The organism is Marivirga tractuosa (genome assembly GCF_042140215.1).
GTDB lineage: Bacteria > Bacteroidota > Bacteroidia > Cytophagales > Cyclobacteriaceae > Marivirga > Marivirga tractuosa_A.
In genome coordinates this window covers 3,760,793-3,783,105 of sequence record NZ_CP159478.1, presented here as the reverse complement: position 1 = coordinate 3,783,105, position 22,313 = coordinate 3,760,793, and the positions used below count along the sequence as shown (strand labels likewise).

23 protein-coding genes are annotated in these 22,313 nt (G+C 34.1%); 20 read left to right on the top strand and 3 right to left on the bottom strand.

Annotation, left to right across the window (positions count from 1 at the left end):
- Window positions 1-6: 6 nt before the first annotated feature.
- Window positions 7-1,905, bottom strand: coding sequence for an alpha/beta fold hydrolase (locus ABWH96_RS16940; RefSeq protein ID WP_375578696.1), 1,899 nt, complete (start codon window positions 1,903-1,905; stop codon window positions 7-9).
- A gap of 396 nt (window positions 1,906-2,301) precedes the next feature.
- Here ABWH96_RS16940 and ABWH96_RS16935 point away from each other — a divergent pair, with 396 nt between their 5' ends.
- The 18 genes from ABWH96_RS16935 (at window position 2,302) to ABWH96_RS16850 (ending at window position 18,368) form a co-directional block, all read left to right on the top strand.
- A complete protein-coding gene (locus ABWH96_RS16935; protein WP_375578695.1) occupies window positions 2,302-4,764 on the top strand; it encodes a DUF5916 domain-containing protein in 2,463 nt (820 codons plus the stop codon).
- An 817-nt stretch (window positions 4,765-5,581) separates the two neighbouring features.
- On the top strand, window positions 5,582-6,355 hold the full coding sequence (locus ABWH96_RS16930; RefSeq protein ID WP_375578694.1) for a hypothetical protein: 774 nt from the start codon (window positions 5,582-5,584) through the stop codon (window positions 6,353-6,355).
- Complete coding sequence (locus ABWH96_RS16925; protein ID WP_375578693.1) at window positions 6,348-6,983, top strand: hypothetical protein; 636 nt, start codon at window positions 6,348-6,350, stop codon at window positions 6,981-6,983. The genes ABWH96_RS16930 and ABWH96_RS16925 overlap by 8 nt, the downstream gene beginning before the upstream one ends.
- Window positions 6,968-7,720 carry a sensor histidine kinase gene (locus ABWH96_RS16920; protein WP_375578692.1) on the top strand — a complete coding sequence of 251 codons (753 nt, stop codon included), beginning with the start codon at window positions 6,968-6,970 and terminating at the stop codon, window positions 7,718-7,720. The genes ABWH96_RS16925 and ABWH96_RS16920 overlap by 16 nt, the downstream gene beginning before the upstream one ends.
- A complete protein-coding gene (locus ABWH96_RS16915) occupies window positions 7,717-8,385 on the top strand; it encodes a response regulator transcription factor (RefSeq protein WP_375578691.1) in 669 nt (222 codons plus the stop codon). Before ABWH96_RS16920 ends, ABWH96_RS16915 begins: the two co-directional genes overlap by 4 nt.
- Before the next feature lie 179 nt (window positions 8,386-8,564).
- Window positions 8,565-9,917 (top strand): hypothetical protein, encoded by a 1,353-nt coding sequence (locus ABWH96_RS16910; protein WP_375578690.1) that lies wholly within the window; start codon window positions 8,565-8,567, stop codon window positions 9,915-9,917.
- Between the two features lie 100 nt (window positions 9,918-10,017).
- Window positions 10,018-10,671, top strand: a complete 654-nt coding sequence (locus ABWH96_RS16905) for a hypothetical protein (protein WP_375578689.1) — start codon at window positions 10,018-10,020, stop codon at window positions 10,669-10,671.
- On the top strand, window positions 10,643-11,290 hold the full coding sequence (locus ABWH96_RS16900; RefSeq protein ID WP_375578688.1) for a hypothetical protein: 648 nt from the start codon (window positions 10,643-10,645) through the stop codon (window positions 11,288-11,290). Before ABWH96_RS16905 ends, ABWH96_RS16900 begins: the two co-directional genes overlap by 29 nt.
- A 37-nt stretch (window positions 11,291-11,327) precedes the next feature.
- Window positions 11,328-11,537 (top strand): hypothetical protein, encoded by a 210-nt coding sequence (locus ABWH96_RS16895; RefSeq protein ID WP_375578687.1) that lies wholly within the window; start codon window positions 11,328-11,330, stop codon window positions 11,535-11,537.
- Window positions 11,538-11,707: 170 nt separating this feature from the next.
- A complete protein-coding gene (locus ABWH96_RS16890) occupies window positions 11,708-12,043 on the top strand; it encodes a hypothetical protein (protein WP_375578686.1) in 336 nt (111 codons plus the stop codon).
- Between the two features lie 291 nt (window positions 12,044-12,334).
- Window positions 12,335-13,027 (top strand): SH3 domain-containing protein, encoded by a 693-nt coding sequence (locus ABWH96_RS16885; protein ID WP_375578685.1) that lies wholly within the window; start codon window positions 12,335-12,337, stop codon window positions 13,025-13,027.
- A gap of 575 nt (window positions 13,028-13,602) precedes the next feature.
- Entirely contained in the window at window positions 13,603-14,184 is a 582-nt protein-coding gene (locus ABWH96_RS16880; RefSeq protein WP_375578684.1) for a hypothetical protein, read from the top strand.
- A gap of 154 nt (window positions 14,185-14,338) precedes the next feature.
- The gene (locus ABWH96_RS16875; RefSeq protein WP_375578683.1) at window positions 14,339-14,770 is read left to right on the top strand and encodes a hypothetical protein; all 432 of its coding nucleotides are present in this window, start codon (window positions 14,339-14,341) and stop codon (window positions 14,768-14,770) included.
- Window positions 14,771-14,813: 43 nt separating this feature from the next.
- Window positions 14,814-15,293, top strand: coding sequence for a hypothetical protein (locus tag ABWH96_RS16870; RefSeq protein ID WP_375578682.1), 480 nt, complete (start codon window positions 14,814-14,816; stop codon window positions 15,291-15,293).
- Between the two features lie 238 nt (window positions 15,294-15,531).
- Entirely contained in the window at window positions 15,532-15,966 is a 435-nt protein-coding gene (locus ABWH96_RS16865; protein ID WP_375578681.1) for a MarR family winged helix-turn-helix transcriptional regulator, read from the top strand.
- Window positions 15,967-16,122: 156 nt separating this feature from the next.
- The gene (locus ABWH96_RS16860; protein WP_375578680.1) at window positions 16,123-16,941 is read left to right on the top strand and encodes a hypothetical protein; all 819 of its coding nucleotides are present in this window, start codon (window positions 16,123-16,125) and stop codon (window positions 16,939-16,941) included.
- A 21-nt stretch (window positions 16,942-16,962) separates the two neighbouring features.
- Window positions 16,963-17,535 (top strand): hypothetical protein, encoded by a 573-nt coding sequence (locus ABWH96_RS16855; protein ID WP_375578679.1) that lies wholly within the window; start codon window positions 16,963-16,965, stop codon window positions 17,533-17,535.
- A gap of 14 nt (window positions 17,536-17,549) precedes the next feature.
- Window positions 17,550-18,368: a tetratricopeptide repeat protein gene (locus ABWH96_RS16850; protein ID WP_375578678.1), complete on the top strand. Its 819-nt coding sequence runs from the start codon at window positions 17,550-17,552 to the stop codon at window positions 18,366-18,368.
- Here the strand turns inward: ABWH96_RS16850 and ggt are convergent.
- Together ggt and ABWH96_RS16840 are read right to left on the bottom strand one after the other, a co-directional pair.
- Window positions 18,365-20,041 (bottom strand): gamma-glutamyltransferase, encoded by a 1,677-nt coding sequence (ggt, locus tag ABWH96_RS16845; RefSeq protein WP_375578677.1) that lies wholly within the window; start codon window positions 20,039-20,041, stop codon window positions 18,365-18,367. The genes ABWH96_RS16850 and ggt overlap by 4 nt on opposite strands.
- Window positions 20,042-20,154: 113 nt before the next feature.
- Window positions 20,155-20,496, bottom strand: coding sequence for a winged helix-turn-helix transcriptional regulator (locus ABWH96_RS16840; protein WP_375578676.1), 342 nt, complete (start codon window positions 20,494-20,496; stop codon window positions 20,155-20,157).
- Window positions 20,497-20,633: 137 nt separating this feature from the next.
- Between ABWH96_RS16840 and ABWH96_RS16835 the strand changes: the two genes are divergently transcribed.
- Both ABWH96_RS16835 and ABWH96_RS16830 read left to right on the top strand, forming a co-directional pair.
- Window positions 20,634-21,269 carry an NAD(P)-dependent oxidoreductase gene (locus ABWH96_RS16835; RefSeq protein ID WP_375578675.1) on the top strand — a complete coding sequence of 212 codons (636 nt, stop codon included), beginning with the start codon at window positions 20,634-20,636 and terminating at the stop codon, window positions 21,267-21,269.
- A gap of 9 nt (window positions 21,270-21,278) precedes the next feature.
- Complete coding sequence (locus ABWH96_RS16830; RefSeq protein ID WP_375578674.1) at window positions 21,279-22,157, top strand: NmrA family NAD(P)-binding protein; 879 nt, start codon at window positions 21,279-21,281, stop codon at window positions 22,155-22,157.
- Window positions 22,158-22,313 lie beyond the last annotated feature (156 nt).

Below are 22,313 nucleotides of genomic sequence, written 5' to 3'. Positions count from 1 at the left end.
GTTTTATTATTTCAGATACTCATCCAAAAACACTTTTATCTTCCCATAACCCTCAATTTCATTTTCCTTTTTGCGGAAGCCATGCCCTTCATCTTCAAATAATACATATTCTACAGGAACTCCATTGTCTTTCACATTTTGCACCATTTCATCGGATTCCACTTGGAGTACCCTTGGATCATTACTTCCCTGCAATACCATCACAGGCTTGGTGATTTTATCAGCATGAAATAAAGGGGATATTTCATAAAGTCTTACGGAATCCTCAGTATTGGGATTACCTAACTCTTCATAAAGTGCAGTCTTTTGAGCTTCCCACCAGCTTGGAATTGATTTCAGTGTTCTAATCCAATTGGTTACCCCAAAAATATTGACTCCCACATCAAAAGCATCCGGTTGAAAAGCAAGTGCTGCCATTACCATATAACCTCCATAAGAACCACCAATTATCCCGACTCTGGATGTGTCTGCCCAATCTAATGTGGCTAGGTAATCTTTTGCATACACACAATCCATTAGATCATCTTCTCCATGTTTCTGATCATCCAATCTGTTGAATGTTTTACCATATCCACTGCTACCTCTATTATTTACACCAATAATGGCGTAACCATGATTGACCAAATATTGGATTAATGGAGAATAATTTAAACGAGTTTGACCCCCAGGGCCACCATGTACCCAAACTAAAACAGGAACTTTATTATCCGCTGATGCTTGATGTGGTTTATACAAAATTGAAGGGATATCTAAATCATCAAATGAAGGGTAACGAACCACTTCACCTTCAACCAAATCTTCCTTATCCATATTCGGATTTAAGGATTCCGTGAGTTTTTTGAGTTCGTCACTTTCAAAATCATAGACATAAATATTGGTTGGGGATTTGGAGCTGCCAACTGATAACCTCATTTTGTTTTCACTTCTCGATATGCCAACTCCATTAATATTTCCACCTTCAATATTTGGCATATCCACTTCTTCATTATCTTTAGTATTAGCAATTTTCACGGAAGTTTTAGCATCCTCATTTATGCCCATCACCCTGTATGTATCATCCCAAGAGAAGTTGGCATACCATATATCCCAATCCGTTTCATAAACTTTTTCTGAACTTCCATCTTCTAGATTATATCTACTTAAATAAGTGAACTCACTTCCATCGTTTGTAGTGTAAAATAAAAATTTGCTATCAGAGCTAAATTCCTGAGCACCATAGCTTGCCGTTGGGTTTTCAGGTGAAATTTTGGTTTGCTCTCCAGATTCTACTTCAACAACGATTAATTTATTTATAGAAGTAGTGATAGGCTTGCTAATAGCCACATATCTTTTATCATCAGATATCCCTGAAGGATTCCCTCCAGTATTATTTTCAAAAATCAGCTTACTTTCAAAATTTTCAATATCCATTTCATAGATGTCAAAAAACTTAGGATCACGTTTATTGGAGGTATAGTTGAAACTTTTTAAATCTTTGCTCCAGCCTATAAAAGAAGCTTTTTCCTCTTCTCCAGGGGTAAGGTCTGTAACATTTTCATCTTCATCCAATAAATAAATATGACTGATTTCATTCCCGCCTTTATCTGCTGAAAAGAGAATACGGTCGTCATTAGGAAAATAGGAATTGGCAAACCATGATTCTTCAGTATTATTGGAAAGTGTATCTACATCAGAACCATCAGTATGCAAGGCATAAAGATTATAAATTCCACTAGCATTACTAGAGACTAAAAGTTTTGATTCGTCATGCGAAAAATAGCCGCCAGAATAATTTACGTTATTGTAAAACTCCTCTATGGAGTATTGAGTGACTTTTTCCTTTTCTTCTTCTTTTGTCTGTTGATTATTACAACTAATCAGGAAAAAACATAAAATTAAAATGCTGAAAATTGATAATGATTTCATGGTCAGTAGGTTTTGTGTGTCCCAATTTATAAATTTTTAATATAAGAAGATATACATGGCATGCTGAAAATTATTTAATCTTTCTACTTTCTCATAATTAAGAGATAAAGTGGCTTATTTGTCCATATCCGTTCATCTTTGTCCAGAAATGAACATTTTTTTTATTTCTAAAGTGCCTCTATTGAGTTTAAAACAATATTTAGTGAGTTGGTTTAGTTTTTGGCATAGTAAAATTAAAACTGCAGGAATGCAACTATTGAATGTTGAAGAACATCAATAAAGTAAATCTACTTTTTCACCTTAATTAGAATTATCCCCAATACTTCTATTTATGCTGTTTTTATGTAGATAGCTTTTAATCATCAGGTATTTAATATTAGGGTTAAACTTTTAAGCATGTTGAAGTATTTTTTTTGTATTGGATTACTTTTTCTAAGTTTCATTAGCTTTTCGCAAGAAAATGATAGTATTTTTCGGAAAACCATAGACATCCCTAGGATCACGGAAGCCCCCAAAATTGATGGAGTACTTGACGATTTAGCATGGCAAAAGGCGCCAATAGCTAAAGATTTTGTTGAAAGAAATCCTAATAATGGAAGACCCATTCCGGAAAGCTTATCCACTGAAGTAAAGATTATCTATGATGATTTAGGTGTTTATTTTGCGGCTAATATGAAAGACCCAGAAGCTGATAAAATATCAAAAGAGCTAACAGAAAGAGATAATATTGCTGCGGATGATTTCTTTTTCATTTTATTAAATGGTTATAACGATCGCCAACAAAGCATGCAGTTTATTATAACTGCTGCAGGTGTGCAGTATGATGCCAAAATGACCAATGGAAGAGAGGATAATTCATGGGATGCCGTTTGGTACAGCGAAGTAAAAATCAATGATGATGGCTGGGTAGCAGAAGTTTTTATTCCTTATTTTATTTTACGATTCCCTAAAAAGCAAGTACAAGAATGGGGACTCAATATGGAAAGAGAAGTTTTTAGGACAAGGACTCGATATAGCTGGAATCATGTAGATAATAAAAAAGGAGCCTATTCTTTATATGATGGTGAAATCAACGGAATCGAGAATATTAAAACCCCGACCAGATTATCTTTTCAGCCCTATATTTCTGCTTACGCCAATAATTATGATGGTAATACCGATTTCAATTTTAACGGTGGATTGGATTTGAAATATGGAATTTCTGATGCCTTTACATTGGATATGGTATTGATTCCTGATTTTGGACAAGCGCGATTCGATAATAATGTGTTGAATTTATCGGCATTTGAAGTCCAATTTGACGAGCAACGGCCATTTTTCAACGAAGGTACGGAGCTATTTTCCAAAGGTGATATGTTTTATTCCAGACGGATTGGAGGCAGACCTTCTACTAGCCCTACGGTAAATGAAGGAGAGGAAGTGGCCTTTCAACCCAATGCTGTAGAATTAATTAATGCTACAAAGGTGTCGGGGAGAACAGAAAATGGATTAGGAATTGGGTTTTTCAATGCCGTTACCAATGAGGCCTTTGCACAAATAAGAAATGAAGAGACTGGGGAGATTAGAACTGAAATGGTGGAACCTTATACGAATTATAATGTGACCGTCTTAGATCAAAGGTTTGGAGATAATAGCTCTTTTTCCTTTGTTAATACCAATGTAAGTAGGCTTGGAAATTATAGAGATGCCAACGCAACAGGATTATATGTTAGTCATACCAATAAAGCCAATACCTGGAATTACAGTGTGAGTACTGAGGGAAGTTGGAGGTTTTTGGAAGAGGAAACTGTTTTTGGAACCGAAATTCAAGCTGGGGTTTCCAAAATAAGTGGAGAACACAGATTAGAAGGAAGACTGGATTTGAGAACTCTAGATTACAATATTAATGACTTAGGCTTTTCTACTAACACCAATTATGTTAGGTATTTAGGGTATTATGGCTTCCGCTATTTGCAACCCAGAGGAAACCTGAACAATATGTTTCTGAATTTTAACCTTAACTATTTCAGAAGACTCGACCCTGATTTATTTAGCAACTTCACTTTTAATTTTAATTCAAGCTTTACCACTAAAGACTTTTTTAGTTATGGTGGCGGATTAGAAGTGACCCCTTTCGGAACCAATGATATTTATGAGCCAAGAGTGAACGGAAGGCATGTGAAATTTCCAGGCTATCATGATCAGTGGATTTGGATGAATACCGATTTCAGGAAGAAATTGGCTTTTGAAGGATTTATCGATTGGTATAAATATTTTGAAGAGGGTAGGAGTAATATATTTCTGAGTTTAAATCCGCGCTATAGATTTTCAGATAAATTTAATTTGAGATACGGTCTGTTATATAATCCTTCCTATAAGGAACAAGGCTTCGTAGATAATGATGGAGAAGATATCATTTTTGGTCAGCGAGATAGGATAACAGTTGAAAACTCAATTGGGGGGAATTACATCTTCAATGATAAGATTTCCCTAAACCTTATTTTCAGGCATTATTATTCCGGAGCTTCCTATTCAAAACTCTACAGTTTAGAGCAAAATGGTGAACTAACGGAAGAACCAGAAAGAGAAAATATTTATGATGTTACTTTTAATACCTGGAACCTCGATTTGAATTTTGCATGGTGGTTTGCACCAGGCAGTCAGATCACGATTCTATATAGAAATGCATTGGATAGCTACTTACAACGAGGCGGTCAATCTTTTGATGAGAATTTTGATTACTTATTTAATCAACCGCAGTTAAATAGTCTTTCAGTAAGGTTGAGTTATTTCCTGGATTACAATAGAATCCGAAATGCATTTTCAAAAGGGAATAATGTGAACAGGACAAAGCCTGGTAAAATGACTGCGGGTTCTTAAGTTTATGAAATGTAAGTAAACAAACAGTAATAGAGATAACAGGCATTTTAATATACAGCTAGAAAAGAACCAACACTCCCCTTTTCAGAGGAACTGGGAAAATTGGGGAGGAGGAAAGTTTAACGGGCCTGCTTGTGCAGACAAGCCAGCGGCTGGTCAGCTTGGCTGATTTCTTTTTGATCCCTGTCCTGCGATCATCGGGAAAGCAAAAAGGAAAAGTATAAACTACAAAATTCAGACATACAGCATTAAAGATTCAAAAAAGCTCAAAAGCCAATCTACAAAGCGAGCCCCCCCTTTAAAAACCATTAAAAGTCCCTTCCACACCAAAACTCCCTTCATCAAATCTAAAAATCCCCTTACTTTTCGATTAATTATTGTTTTTTGAAGATGTGTTTTATAATTTTCAACTTATATTTAATCATTAATTTCTTCAACAACCAAAACCTGTAAATATTCAATCTTTTTTTTCGATAGATTTGGAACTGGTTCTGGTTCATAAGAACATTAGATCTGATATAATCATGTATTCGTTATATCATTTTTGGAATAAGGAACCTTTTTGTGTTATTGTTCTATGCTTGACTAAGTAAAATAGATAGTAACCTTAATTTTTTGAGATATTTTTTTCAAAAGTTATGAGTAGGGTTTTGAGTAGTTTGAGATTAATTAAGCTATTGTTTTTTTAATAACGCTCAAGGATTTGGAATGAGAAGTAAAGCTCTTTCGAAGTTCTGAAGATCGTTAGAAGAAAATTTAATGGATGTAAATAATTACTTGATTTATTTAAATAACTAAATACCTAAACATAAAAACCATGCTTTCAAGAGAAAAATGTATTCTAGCCATCAGAAAATGGGAAAAGACCAGAGCTAATTATAATGAAATCAAATCTTTAATATCCCCAACCGCGGCATTCAGCTTTAATCAAAAAGATTGTCAATGGCTTAAAGAAAATAATGATAATAGTAAATTTCATACCTACATAGGAGTTTATGAGGATAAGCTTATTTTAATCGTGGTTCCCTTAAATAAATATGGGAAAGAAAAAGAACTCGCTTCCTATTTAATATCAACTCTGACAAAACTCAATAAACAATTAATAATCACTCAAACAGATACGGTCACTACTACTAAAAGAACAGTACTTTCTGAAAATTTAGAGATTACTAAATATAGTGAACAAACGGATTTCTCTATATATAATGAACCAACTATAACTGAAAGAGCTTCGGTTAAAGATATAGAAAAATGGAAAAATGAATGTTTAGACTGGTTTTATTATGAATGTAATAAATCTAGAGGAAAAAATATCTTTAGAACATTTACGGTACCTTTTTCAGATGTATCGAGAGAAAATGGAAAAGAAGATGAAGTAATAGCTTTCTTTGGTTTTATACAATCTTCCATTTATCAAACACAGTTACCCATATTAATTTTTGTAGCCATAGAAGGTGAAACTAGATCTGCTGAGATTATTCGTTCACAAAAAGAAGAAGGAACACTTGAAACAAATACACAAGATATGTCGCGTCCTTGCCCACCTTTGTGTAAAGATGATATAGATTATGTGCTATTAGTTGATGAATAATTATATTCTAAGCTCTATTATCTTTTCTTATTCTTTATTGATTACCGCTTTTGTATATGGGGTCACCAATGAAAAAATGCGGAATAATGAATTAAGTAAAGAGTATCTTATCTATTTAGGCTTTATACTTGTAATAGAGACAGTTAATCATTTTTTAATTACAATTTTGGAAATCAAAAACACACATTTTCTATACCCTTTATACTTTGCAGGGGAGTTTTTGATATTGATGAGCTTATGTTTTAAAGAATTAAAAGCGACTAAAAAATGGAAAATTATAATGGGAGTAGTTGCTAGTTATATCTTTATTGAAACCACCGTTTTATGGCTTTTTAATCACGATGCATCCACTGGATATGCTAAGATAATTTCTCATTTAATTATAATTTGCTTGGTGGCTATTCTTCTTATTAAGTATATAAAAGAGGTAGAAAAAAATGATCCAAGATGGTTTATTTACGGAGCTTTATTCCTCTATTATAGTATCTCCTTATTTTTATTTTTGTTGATGAGCCAATTAACAGAACAGAACATTAATATTTGGATTATAAATAACATTCTATCTTCCTTGTTATACGGTAGTTTCATCTACACATTTTACAAATTAATAAAATGGAGGTCAAAATAGAATATATAGTGGTTATGATTATCGTACTGTCGATAATCATAACTACCTCTTTCGCGGTATACAGAGCCTTTATTCAAAAGATATTGAGAGAAAAGTCTCTACAACATCAATTGGAGTTGGAATATCAAAAAGAAGTTTCTGTACAATACACGGTTGTTCAGGAAAACGAACGGAAAAGGATTGCAGAAATGCTGCATGATGATGTGGGGAATAAACTAAATATTCTTTCCCTTTGGATCAATAATGAAGATACATGGAATAATGATCGCTCTAAGGAGATAATTAGTCAACAAATTCCAGAATTAATTGAAGCGGTAAGGACTATATCTCACTCTTTATATCCTGCCAATTTGGAAAAATTTGGGTTAATTCTTGAAATTGAATCCTTAATAACTATGGTTAATGCAACTCTTTCCATTCAATTAATAATGAATCATGATTACAATAGAAAAGATCTTTCATTTGAAGTTAAAATCTACCGTATCGTGCAAGAGTTCTTAACTAATGTCATTAAACATGCCCAAGCCACTCAGATGATAATTCATATCCGTGATACTCATTCTTTATTTGCTATGGTATTATTGGATAATGGTATTGGTTTTACTAAAGACTCAGTCCAAAACGGGATGGGGCTCAGTAATATCAATGGTAGAATCCGATCCATTAATGCTAAAAGCAAATGGAAAAGTAGAGAAGAAAAGGGCACAAGATTAATTATAGCATATCCAAAACAATGAGTAATATTATAAATCTAGCATTAGTAGATGATGAGGCTCTAATTTTAGAAGGGCTTGCTCTTTTATTTTCAAATATAGACCATATTAATGTTGTTGAAAAAGCCAATAGCGGTTTAGAATTTCTTCAAGCGATTGAAGAGATTCAAGATTCAGATTTTCCTACTATTGCCTTAATAGATATTCAAATGAAACCTATGGATGGGTTTGATTTGGTAGAAGCTTTGAGAGCTAATTATCCGGATTTAAAAATCATTATCCTTTCTTCTCATTACAAGAGCAATGTGTTAGGCCATATGATTAAGTTGGGTGTTTCAGCTTTTATTCCTAAAAATTCAAATAAAAAAGAGCTTTTGCAAGCTATAGAATCAGTAGATGAAAAGGGAGTGTATTTCACAAAAACTGATCAAGAGATGCTGATGCATTTCATGAGAAGTAAATCAAAACAACCTACTTTAAACCCTCAGCAAGAATTATCTAGCAGAGAAATTGACGTTTTAAAATTAATTTGCCAGGAAAATACAAATCAGGAAATTGCAGATCAACTGTTTTTAAGCAAAAGAACAGTGGAAAGTCACCGACAAAGAATTCTTGAAAAAGTTGGGGCTAAAAACACAGTAGGCTTAGTGGTTTATGCTATTGCTAATCAAATACATCGCCTTCCCTAATCCCTCCATACCGTATAAATACTGAATTTTTAATTTGGTATTTTCTACTCTAAAATTGCCTGGAATAAATCTGTCTATTTGTAATGTTCATTTGAATGAAGATTCAGTTCCAATATGAACAATGGTGAAATCCGAAAAACCAATACAATAGAGTAGGAGAATTTTAAAACTACAGTCTTATGGCAATTAATTCAGACCAAATTTGGTCAAAATTTTACGAGCAAATTTCACAAGTTGCTGTTCCTAATTTTGATAAGGACAAACAAGTCATGTCAATAGCTGGAACAACTTTGAATGCAGATGTAATCAACGCAGACCCTGGTATCAGTAATAGTAATATTTATGATATTGGAAATCTACTACCAGCAGCAAGTCCTACTTATGCTCCAGGTGGAGATTTAATTACTTCTTACTCATTGTTCTTACAGAATATTGATTTGGGAGGGGATTCAAATAAAGCTTTGGATAGTAAAATCAATTCAGCAGCGACAGCACTTAATGAAAGTCAGGAAAATTTCATCAAGGTACAAGGAACGGCTTATTCTCAGTTTGGTGACTACAAGACAAATATCAATCCATCGTATAAAGGAGATTTTGATACTTGGGCAAATACAAATTATCCTACATACGGAGCTGCAAAGTCCAGCTTGAATGGTGCAATGGCGGCATATGATGGACTTATGACGCAAAAGTATGGAGCAGGGTATTCTACTCTCCAAGCAGCACAAGCAGCTGTAAGTGCTATATCAGGTGCGAAAAGTTTAGTCGCTTCTAATCCATATAATATGGAAGTAAAAGTAGGCTCCGTAGCTCCTGAGGGGAGTGTTAAAGTATTACCAGGTGCAGATAATCCTGTTCTTCCTTCTCAATTAAAGTCTACTTATAGACCTGCCTACAGCATAGGAGGTGGATTGTCGGGAACATTTTCTTCTTGGCAGACCGCCAGTGTAAAGAATAAATTCCCTGTATCTGTAAAGCTTGCCGGTAATTTTTCAAAAGGAGACTATAGCGATTTTGGATGGTCAGAATCAGTAAAAGCGTCCTATAGATCATGGTTTTCTGTGAAGCTGAATCAGCAGGCTTCGTATTCTGCTGTAAGTCAAAATTGGGAGGAATCATCTTTCGATTGTGAGATCTCATTTAATGGGATGCAGCAGTTTCCCATTACTCCAGATGCAAACTGGTTTAGTCCGGGAATGATTCAAAATTACAAAGATAAGCTGCTTTCAACTAGCCCACAATTTTTTGGGGAAGGTGGTAGCCTGCATGTAATTCCGTCATCAGTATTATTAGGTTATGGATTGAAAATCAAAATTAATCTTGATAATGCTAGCTACTCCTCTTTGAAGACAGCTTTCCAACAGTCCGCTTCTCTTTCAGTAGGAGTTGGTCCATTTAATCTTAGTGTATCCGAATCTTCTCATAACTACAAGTCAAAATTTACTTATGATGATGATTCGAGCGCAGTGATTATTGAACCAGAGAATACTGATATACCATTCTTATTAGGTGTAATAAGCAATAAGTACTAAGCGCTCATTTATATACTATAAGGGAGATTAATATCTTCCTTATGGTCTTTTTGACAAGCATCAAATTATGACACCATCATTTAATTTAAGTGAAAAGTCAATGGATAAATTATACGAAGGGATTTTAGAGTATCTAAAATTGGAAGATGGCAAGATGGCTGAATATGCTTTTGCTCAAAGTGGATTTTTATTAAGTGTAAATTTATTTAGTAATCAAAAGCCAATTGTTAACCAAGAAGTATTTGATATAGGCAATTCCATTCCTGAAGATAACTTATCCTATATACCTAGTGGTGATTTCATCACAAGTTATAGTTTGTTTTTAAATCATCTCGTACCGTCCCACTTATCTTCGGACAAAAAAGATAACTATCAGAAAGCTGTATTGGCAAAAATTGCAGCTGAAAAAGCTTTTGCTGAGCGTGAAAATCCGATTCAAAGCGGATTGAGAAAGCAAAAATCCAATGTGAATCCTGAAAGTGAAAACGACTTAAAACAAAATTACCTTGAAAAAATAAAACAAGCTGAAAGTGTCGTCCATAATTTGCTAAAGCAGCATCAACCGATACAAAGAAGATCAATACCCCTTAATAAGGCAATAGGGAGTCAAGTACCCACTTTGTCTCAAGCCATGGCAGAAGTCAGTTTTATTACGGGAGCTAGAAAAATTGAAGGTCCCAATCTTTATAATATGGAAGTCAATTCGGCACCCACCCAAGCAGAACGTGTCCTATGCACCCAGGTTCGAAGCTGATGTGCCTGCAGATTTGTATCAAAAATGGACTTATAATGAAAACAACAATATTTTTCCCTATGAAATACAAGCATCAAGTCATGAACCATTGTATATCAATGACAATAACTCACAGTCGTTTAGAAAGGGGGCAACGAGCCCACATTTTTCAATGGGGACTTACCAAATTCAAGCTAAATTCTCAGGCTTAGAAAAAGTAGATTTACGTCCAGTGAATTGGTTTTATCCTGAATTCTTTATTCATAATGGGTATCATTTAATGGAAAACTCACCGGATTACTTTGGCAATAATGGAATTCTGGAAAATATACCCTCGTCAATGATTCTAGCTTATAATGTACAAATGAAAATAGGGTTTACCAAAGACGGATTCGATGCCTTTGACAATGCTCTGGCAAGAACTAAAAATAAGGAGGGGCATAGACTTTCTCTGGGTTCTATAGATATAATTCCGCAGGGGAAGCAGCAAAATTTCAATATTACTCAAATTCATGAAACCAATGCTATAGTTCTGGATACACAAAAGATTAAATCAGCCAATTTGGTAGGGATATACTCAAGGAAAGTTAGCAACTATATAGAAGATCCTAGCACTGGCTGGAAATACATATCATTATAAACCAATATATTATTTAACCTTTTAAAACACTAAAAACATGTCAAAAGTAAAAAAGAAAGATTTAGAAACCTATATCGCTCAGTATGGAGGGACATTGGTAAAACTTACGAACGGAAATTACAATATTCGAAACGGAGACAAATCTGTGAATATTGGCAAACCTGACTCAAGCAATAAATGGGCTGCTGCACAGCTACAAAGAGCTTGGGGAGATGCAACTGATATTCCAAAGCCGGATTGGCTTTAAAGCGTTTGACCTTGACGCCAAAAATTGAAAATTTTAAGCATCAAGCTTATTTATAACAATTATGATTCTGGCGATAATATTAGAATTACAATTAAATCTAATATTGGGAACCCGAAAATTTTTAGAGTTAAGGTAGTTGAAATTGAAGATGCATTTAATGAATAAGAATTATGAATTTACAACAGCCGTTTACCTTATCGGGTAAGATAGATAACTTGTGGAAACAAGTCACAAATAATCAATGGAAAAACATGCTGAATAAGAGCTGGACAGATAAAGGCTTTCATTTTTTTGAACGAATAAAAACTCGTGGGCCAAGTGCTGGGATTAGCTCTCCAAGCAATCTTGAAAGCGAAATAAGAAAAGGTACAGTTTTAAATGTTACAGGTAACAGATATAAAATTACACTGATACTTGTGAATAGTATCGGTCAGCATTTCACTATTTTTTATGATTATGATAGCAAGAAAAAATTATGTCAATTAGTGACTTGTTCCTACGAGTAATTAGATAACCGCAGACTTCTGGTTTGCGGTTATTGTTCTTCCCCATTTCAAATCTAAGAATCCACCTACTCTTCGATTATCTCCTGTATTTTATATTTAATCTCCTATATTTATCCATTAAGTTAATCTACAACCAGAGCCAATAAACATCCAATCTTTCGTTTTCTGATAGATTCAGGACAGGTTCTGGTTAAGTAGGACAGAATAGCTGAGTTAATATTAATTTAATTGATGTTATACCAGGTGTTTTAGGATAGTGACTTTTTCGTTTTGTTCAATTAACAAGTTTTTATGAAGCAATACATTTTAATAATTTCAATTTTTATAAGTAATATTCTGTCAGGTCAAGAATTGAAAAAAGGACTTATAATGCCTTCTGAAGATTTTGAGGAATGCTGCATTTACATTCCTAAATCTGGATTAAGTATTTATGAATCTCCTGATAGCGAAATTGTTGGAAAATTAACACTTGGCTCACCCGATAATAGTAATGATGTCTATAGTGCAACAATTAAAATTGGCAACACTCAAGAGAAAATAGAGTTTTCAAATCTACATATGGTTGGTTATGAAGTTTTTGCTTTGATCTACATCGACAGAGTTCATCAATTTTTAAAAATCAAAAGAGGATATTGGCTAAGTATGGATGAACTTAAGTCAAAGGGACTTTTAACAACTTCATGGATGGATTACTTGATTGCCAAAGAAAATATAATGGGATGGTACGCAAATGATCCAGGATTAAACTTAAGAGCTGAACCTAATGTCAAAGCTAAGATAATTGAAACCCTAAAAGGCGACCTTTGGGAAATAACGCCTACTAATGAAGTTCAAGGACTTTGGTGTAAAGTAAAAGTAAAGGAATATAAAAATCATCCATGTTCAGGTGAAGACGATCAAATAATTAGAGAATTAATCGGTTGGGTCAAACTTTTAGCAGACGATCAAACTCCTAATGTTTGGAATTATGCTAAAGGATGTTAAAAAGGACATTATTTGATTTAAAACTTGCCTTAATCTTCCAAAGTTTTGTTTTGGAAACTAAAAACCCTGCAAAAAGCGTAAAACTCCGAAAGTTCATTCTTCATTAATAAAAAAGCTAACCCGCCCAACTTCCCAGGAACTCGGAAAAGCGGGAGGGAGGAAAGTTTAGCGGGCCAGCGTTGGCATGGTGCGTGGAAGCCAGCCAGAGGCTGGTCAGCCTCTGGCTGACATTAAACTTTCTTGATTTTTTCTATCTTTTTTATCATGAAAAAAGATTGGCAGAAACTCTCTCGAACATCAGAATTCCTCTTCCTCACCAAAACCCCTTCATCAAATCTAAAAACCCCCTTACTTTTCGATTAACTCCTGTATTTTTAGTCTGTATTTTATAATTAATCGGCTATATTTATCCATCAAGTTCATCGGCAACCAAAACCTGTAAATATTCAATTTTTCTTTTTTTGGTTAATGTGGACTGAATAGCTGATATGATATTATTGTATCAGGTATTTTAGGATAGTGACATGCTTTGTGTTAGTATCCAAATGTTATCTTTTAATCGCATTATATAGCCAATGAATAATCTAAAATACAAAGAAATCGACTCACCACTTTCAGTAAATCTCTCTAGTGATGATCTTGACATGTTACAAATTGGAGTTTTGGGGTCTCAAATGCATAAACTTCTTAAACAAATGGCTCTAGTAACCCTAGAAGAAGAAAATGCGAATTTGGAAAAGCAAGAAAAAGAACTGATTCAATATCATATTCCTCAAACACTAGGAAGAGAAGACGTTCTAGTAAGAGCTAAAATTAGCAGCTTAAGGCAAGGGTCTATTGAAATTGATATTGCGGCAATGGTTGCCCTTGTATTTAGCCAAGCGAATGCTATATCTCTGTTACAAAACCTTTCAGCAAATGCTATTTGGGCAATTGGTGAATACGCTACAAAAGTCACTGGTGTCAATGTAATTTCAAGAAAAACAGGAAGGGACAGTGAAGTCAAGAAAACTGTATCCAGAAGGAGATTAGGTCCTATGGCAACCAAGGTAATTAAAGAATTAAAGGACACTGCTAATGGTGGAAGGTTAGAATTGAGATCAGGTGAAGATGAACTTATAATTGAAATCTACTCGGGAAAGAAAAGTGAAAGATAACAAAGACTCAAAGTGCATATGCCTGAGTACCCCCGTTCCCGCCATGCTCCGCATGGTGGTAACAAAAGCTAGAATATTTTTATAATTTTAATTCTAATGAATAGAAATTATAGGTTTCATAATCCAGAAGGCTTGTATTATAGAGATTGAATTGATGTTAAAATATAGTCAAATACGAAATATTGTTATTCTAATAGTTCTAATTTCAGCATGTCAGAAGAAAGAGCTATCAAAACAAGACAGGCTTTCAGGAATTTGGTATTATTCCGTAAGCATTGATTCTGAATCAGATCTTCCTGACACTTTGTTTGTTTCGGAATATGAATTTATATCAGATACTAGTGGGCTTTTATATAATTACGAAATTTTCACAACAACAGGCATATCTAACAAAAATCTGGCAATCGCTAACAATGCCCCTAATCAGGATAGTTTTTTAGTTGATAAGAGTCTTAGTGATTTAACAATAATTCCAGGCCACTTATTAAGGCCTTTTCATTATAAAATTGAGCGACTTGATGATACTTTGATCATTCGGTCTCAGAGAGATAGTACAACAGAAACATTCTATAAGTGGGAGCACTAAAAAATTCCTAGGGAGTACCATTATTTATTGTTAAAGAAAATATATGGCTAAAATTCATTTCATACCATATGCAAAATACGAGATCAAAACGGATCTCAATATAATTGAAATTCAAGAACGTATTGCCGAAGAGATATCAACTCAATCTCGTGTAAAAAAATTGTTTCATGACAATAAGAAAAAATTCAGGGGCAAAGTAGGGCCACATGGTTTTAAACTTAGAAAAATTCTTGATCACAGAAATTCCTGGAACCCAACTTTAAAAGGGCAATTTATTGAGCTTGAGCATGGGACCTTAGTCAAATTAAAAGTAAGTATACATCCCATAATTTTAATATTTTCTTTGCTGTTTACAGCTTTTATTTTGTTTTTAGGTCTAGCTAATGCAAACTCTTTAGTGGAAGCACTTTGGCCGATTTTAATATTTTTTTTACTTTATATTTTCACTTTTTTTGGATTCAACCTTGCAGCTGAACAGGCTGTGGATACTATTTATAAAACTATTGGAGGAAGATCTCATTAACTCCATTCTTCCCGCCATGCTCTGCATAGTGGTTGCTTAGCTACTTTTATTTAAGTATGGTACGATTTATACCTTTAAATGCTATTGAAGACATTTAACTATACTTACCAAAGAGTTTATAAAAGCGCAAAGGAATTTTTAAAGCTTATTTATTATTGAAATATTAAGAGAAAATTTACAAAAAGACCCTTTCTTGCTGTTTTTTGAATTAATTTTGTTGCTATACTAATAATTAATAATGCAAGAAGCCGAGAAATACAGCCGATATTCATTTTTATTGGATAAAACAGCACGCAGGGTCAAGCAATACGCCAAGCAAAGGTTTAGGGAATTAGGTTGGACGATCACTATAGATCAGTGGGCTGTTTTAAAGCAATTGTATGATAAAGGCGAGGTGAATCAAAGGGAATTGGCCACCAATACTTTCAAAGATCATCCCACCATGACCCGCATTATTGATTTATTGAAAGCCAAGGAATTGATAGAGCGAAAGCCTCATCCTGGAGATAGAAGAAGTTTTATGATTGCCTTAACAGCAGAAGGGAAGAACATGGTAGAAGAATGTCTTCCAGAAGTTCAAAAAATCAGGATGAAGGCTTGGGAAAACCTTTCGGATAAGGATTTTCAGGAATTCAAAAGAATATTGGAGAGTATCTATCAGAATTTATCTTAGCATAGTTTAAATAAATTTTCATAAAAGCAGGCATGTTTTCCTAGTCTGAAATAATAATCACACATAATTTAATAACTTTCGTAACGTTTGAAATAAAAGATTCCAACTAATTCTCATTATTTTGTATCTATTAATTAGAATTAAAAAGAAAATGTTATGAAAAAGCTTATTAGTCTACTCTTTAGTGTAATGGTGATTTTAGCATCATGTAATTCTGATGATGAAAATAAACAAGATCCACAACCGGTTTTACCACCTGAATATAGTATGGCACCTGATTTTGAGGATTTTCAAACGGATGGAAATCAAAGAAACCAAACCATTGAAAACTGGTTTTATTCAGCTATAAATGTAAGCGTTTATTCGGCCATTTTAAAAGGTAGCTTGGCCATTCCTGTCACTGCTTTCAAAGCCACCATTAGTCAAGATCCATTTTACGATACTGAAGCAGGTGTTTGGACGTGGGAAAGTTCATTTTCTGCTCATTCAAATGATTATTCCATTCGGTTAACTGCTGATGTGACTAATGGTAATGTGGAATGGAAAGGCTATATTACTTCTACTTCAACTTCTTCAGTTTCTTCATTTAATCCTCCTGAAAATTTTTTATGGTTTGAAGGGGAATCAAATTTAGATGGAAATAGTGGTAGTTGGACTCTTATAGAAAGTCCGGGAAATCCAAATGCATGGATTAGCACCGAATGGTCACGCAATGAGGAGCAAACAGAAGCAAATGCAACTTTTACTATTGAAAAAGAAGGTGATTTGAATGGAAGCTACATAGCCTATAGCCGAGATGAAAATAGTGATTATAATCGTTCAGTTGAGATTTCTAATACGCAATCTGGTCATTTAATTGAAATTGATTGGAATAATGAATTGAAATTTGGAAGAGTAAAAAGCGAAAATCATTTTGGAGATACAGATTTCCATTGTTGGGATGAAAATTTACAGGATGTGAGTTGTACAGATTAGTACAATTAAAATCTTTCATAATTGAGTTACTTAAAATTTAATAAAACTATCAACCTTATTTCCTTTCAATTGAAGAACCTATTTTTGGTTGTTATCTCTATTTCTATTTGCATGTTTTCATGTAATAGTAATCCCGCAAAAGAAAAAGAACCTTATTTACGCTGGGTCGGAGATATCGAATATGATGAAGAAACAGATAATTCTGATTTTAAATTATGCTATGCAGATAAGGATATCAGGCAGTATTTCAATTTCAGCAAAGGCGTACAATACAAAGGGGAGAAACCAGCTATAGTTCAATATTTCACGGAGCATTATAAACCAGTTTCATCAAAAAAGAGTGGACTTTTGCGAATTCGATTTATAGTGAATTGTAAAGGTGAAACAGGTAGGTTTCGCATAATGTCAATGAATGCTGAGTATCAACCTATGGAATTTGAACCTGAAATCAGTAATCAGCTCCTTGATTTAACTAAAAAAATGGATGGTTGGCTTCCGATTGAAATGGATCAGATGGACAATATGAGACTAGATTATTATCAATATCTGATTTTTAAAATCCATGATGGTAAAATTATTGAAATCATGCCTTAACCAACGAAAAACCGATGAAACTCTATTTAACCATAATTTTTTCTTTCATTTCTTTGCTAACTCTAGCCCAACCTAACTGTAATTACTTTTTACATGTGGGGGATAGTCTGAAATATGAAGCTTGTAAAGAAACTGAAAATGCAACAGGACATTATCAGTTCAGTAAGGAATTTCAAATTGTAATGGATAATGCCTTAGAAATAGATTCTACTTATTCATATGCATACAGATCAAAATCGGTGGCTTATCTGAAAAGTGGTGATTTTTTGGAATGGAAAAGGCTTATTGATTTAGCTGTGAAATACGATCCAATTGGAAATTTGGGATATAGAGCATCCTGCAGACATCAATTTTTTAAAGATTATGGCGGTGCAATAGTAGATATTGAAGAATTATCTAGAATGACTCATGAGGACATTGGGCACTCCGCTAATGGGGTCTATCACTTGGAAGTAGTGCGCGCACTTTGCTACAGAGGGCTAGGTAATAATGATAAAGCAATTGAAATCATTGAAAATCAATTAGCTACTGATGATTACCTAGTTGGAATTTATGATTATATCCATTTAGGCGTTTTATATTTAGAGGCTGACGATTTAGAAAAAGCTAAAAGTAATTTTGAAAAGCAGCTAGAATATAATGACTTAGCCGAAAATCATTTTTATATGGCTAAAGCTTTAAAGGCCCAGGGTAAAATGGATGAGGCTAAAATTGAACTGGAAAATACTATTGCACTGTATGAAAATGGATATGTAATGCATGATAGTTATGTATATGCAGACGATAAAATTTATTGGAGTATGATAGAAGAAGAAAGGAGAGCTTTGGATTAATAAGAAGCCACTCCTCCATCAGGACTTCCGCTATCGGCAGCACCTTCCATAAAACCTGTTTCTGCATTAAACTTTATTCCCATAAGTCTGCCTAAAAAACTTCGCATTTGAAGCTCGTGCCCCATTTCTTCTAAAGAGTTTAAAGTTTCAGGAGCCATTTTGTATTCTTCATATATTAAGCGATCGGGCAACCATTGATGATGAACTTTGGGTGCTTCAATGGATTGATTCATAGGGTAATCATAAACCAAAGTGGCTAGTATGGTTTGAAAAACGGTATTGATAATGGTTCTTCCTCCAGGGCTTCCGATTACTAAAAAAGGTTGATTATCCTTCATCACTATGAATGGACTCATACTTGAAAGCATTCTCTTACTGGGTTCTATGGTGTTGGCAGGCGTTCCTATTTGTCCGCTATTGTTAGTTTTTCCAGGTACTGCATTGAAATCGCCCATTTCATTATTTAGTAAGAAACCCAATTCAGGAGATTGCATTTTAACACCATAGCCTTGTTCTAATGTAGTAGTCATAGATACTGCCATGCCACTTGCATCCATCACGGAAAGATGGGTAGTTTCCTGACCTTCAGAAAATAATTGAATATCAGTGCTGTCACTAGTCCCAGCTTTTTCAAAATCTATTTCATTTAAGAGTTCTTTGGCGTAGGCTTCAGATAGTAATTTCTCTAATTCAGGAATTTCAGCATAATCCATATCTCCTAAATATTGAGCACGGTCTTTAAAAGCTTTGCGCATAATTTCTGCTAATGTATGATAATAATGGACTGATCCCATTTTAGGAATCTCATCCAGTTGTCCCCACATATTCATCATTTGGGTTACCGCTACTCCACCTGAGCTAGGTAAAGGCATACCGTATAAATCATAATCATTAAAAGTAGAATGAATCGGTTTTCTCTCAATAGATTCATATTCTGCCAGGTCTTCCATGGTGATAATGCCATCTTGAGATTGAATGTAATCCACTAAAGTTTGTGCTATTTTTCCTTCATAGAATGCTTTTTTACCTTCTTTCTGGATATTTTTTAAAGTTTTGGCTAAGGCAGGTTGTTTCCAATATTCCCCGAAGCCCACTAATTTGCCATCATTCCTTATAAATTCTTGCATTTCAGGAAATCGATCAGGATTTTGTGCAAAATTATAGAAATCCTTGGCCAATGATTGAGGTAGTGGAAATCCAAATTCAGCTAATTGAATTGCTCGATCCATTAACTTTCCCCAAGAGATTTGCCCATATTTCTGATGTGCATCATACAGACCAGCTACTGTTCCAGGTACCCCAATTGCCAAAGCCGTATTGTGATTACTTCCTGATTTCAAATTTCCATTCTCATCTAAAAACATATCTTTAGTGGAAGCTAAAGGGGCTTTTTCACGAAAATCGAAGGTGGTGACTTCGCCATCTCCAGTATGAATTACCATAAATCCACCACCGCCAATATTTCCTGCAAAGGGCCAGGTGACCGCCAAAGTAAAAGCAGTAGCAACAGAGGCATCCACTGCATTTCCACCTTCTTTGATTATTTCTAATCCAGCCTGAGAAGCGTAAGTGGAGGCACTGGCTACCAAACCATTTTTACCATAATGGTTTTGAGAAAATGCTAAGGAGAAATTTAAAAATGAAAGAAGTAGGAGGATGGAAAGGCTTTTCATTTGGATCTTTTTTTTAATCGACTTGAAGATAATTAAAAATTAGGGGATGCGATTAAATGCCCTGAAAGATTTAACCGCTAATGAAGTTAAGCTTTTCAGATGGTTGATTTTTATTAACTATCTTCACTAATAAATTCCTCATACTCCAAAGCAAAATTCCGCATACTTTTTAAAAGAGGATAGGTTTTCTCTCCAATTTGGGTTATAGAGTAGAATACCTTCAAAGGCTTTGTACTCACAGTTGCTTTTGAAATTAAACCTGATTCTGTAAGCATTTTTAATTCTTGAAAAAGCATTTTTTCGCTTATATCAGGTAGTAGCTCTTTTAGCTCATGACTTCTTTTTTTGCCACTTCTGAGTTGTTGAATAATCAATAATTTCCACTTCCCACCCAATAATTCCATTGTTGTTCTTATTGGGCAACGTGCTGTTATTTGTATTTTATTGTCCTTCATTTAAAGCAAAATTAAAAATTTGTTTTTAAACCCGATCTTTTAAAAATTATACTAACAAAAAAGTAAGTGCAATTTCAAATAAAATCTACTATCAATCTATTTATTTTTACGTTATGAAAAGCAAATAATTGAATAGAATGAAGACAATAGCATTATTTGGAGGAAGCGGACAAACTGGTAAACTGGTTTTAGAAAAAGCTCTTAAAGAAGGCTATAAAGTAAAAGCCCTGCTTAGAAATCCTGATAAAGTGGATATTAGGGATTCAAATCTTACTGTAATTCAAGGGGATGTTTTGAATGCTTCTGATGTTCTTATTGCCGTTAAAGATTCAGAGGTGGTTTTGAGTTTGTTTGGTCATGTCAAGGGTTCACCTGAATGGTTGCAAACTAAAGGAACAGATCATATAGTAGAGGCCATGAAACAATATGGTGTTGAAAAAATCATTTCTCTTTCTGGTGGTGGGCTCCCATTTCCAGAGATGGATAAACCGAAGTTGGCGGACAAGATGATTCGTTTTATCATGAAAGTTGCAGTTCCCAAAATCTTAAAAGATGCCATTCTACATGCTGAGATTTTACGAAAAAGTAATTTGAATTGGATGATTGTTCGTGGGCCAAGATTAACCAATGATAAACCCAAGGGTCATTACAGAGTAGGTTGGGTAGGAGTGAATGCTTCTACCAAAATAAGTCGCGCAGACTTGGCGGATTTTATAGTTAAGCAAATAGAATTAGATGAGTTTAAACATCAAATGCCTTTTATAAGTGAATAATTTTTTGATATGGATATTCTAATAACTGGTGCAACAGGAAATGTAGGGCAAGCAATTTTATCATCATTTTTGAAAGATGATTTTGAAGCAAAGATTATTGCTGGAATCAGGAATCCAGAAGACCTAAAAGAACAAGAGAAAATTCCATCTCCTTTTCTGAAACAAGAATTTGATTTTGGGAAACCTGAAAAATTCTCTGATTACTTGAATGAAGTAGATGTCCTGTTTTTGCTTAGACCACCCAATATCGCAGACGTTGAAGCTGTTTTTAAACCATTGATTGAAGCAGCAAAAGAAGTAGGGGTAAAGCATATCGTTTTTCTTTCGGTGCAAGGAGCTGAAAAACAATCTTATATTCCGCATCATAAAATTGAAAAGCTGATAGTGGAGAGTAAGATTCCTTATACCTTTCTGAGACCAGCCTATTTTATGCAGAACTTCACCACCACTTTACGAAAAGATATAGTGGAGAAAGAAAAGATTTATCTGCCGGCAGGAGATGCAAAGTTTACTATCGTGGATGTGAATGATGTGGGAGCAGTAGCTGCTAAGATTCTTCTAAATCCGTCTGAGCATCAAAATCGAGCTTATGAACTGACTAATGATGAGTTGATGAGTTTCTCGGAATTTGCTCAACAAATAAGTGAGGTCACAGGTAAAAACGTGAAGTTTATTTCCCCAAATTTATTATCCTTCATTTTTACAAAACTTAGAGAAGGTCAGAGTCTTACCTATATTTTTGTATTAATTATGCTTCATTATTTTCCTCGATTTAAAGAATCTCCTACTCTTTCGAATAATGTTGAATCTTTTCTGAATCGTCCTCCAGTTAAGTTTAGAAAATTTTTGGAGAGGGAAACCAACAGTTTCAAAGACATAGCAAACTGAATGAAACTTACTTTCCTTCTCAGTATCTATTTTTTTATAACTTGAAATATTTATGGAATTATTAAAACTATTTTTATATTCGTATATCGATTTATCATAAAGTATTGTTATAAACTGGTGATTATTAATTAATATACTTTTTACAATATCATTTCA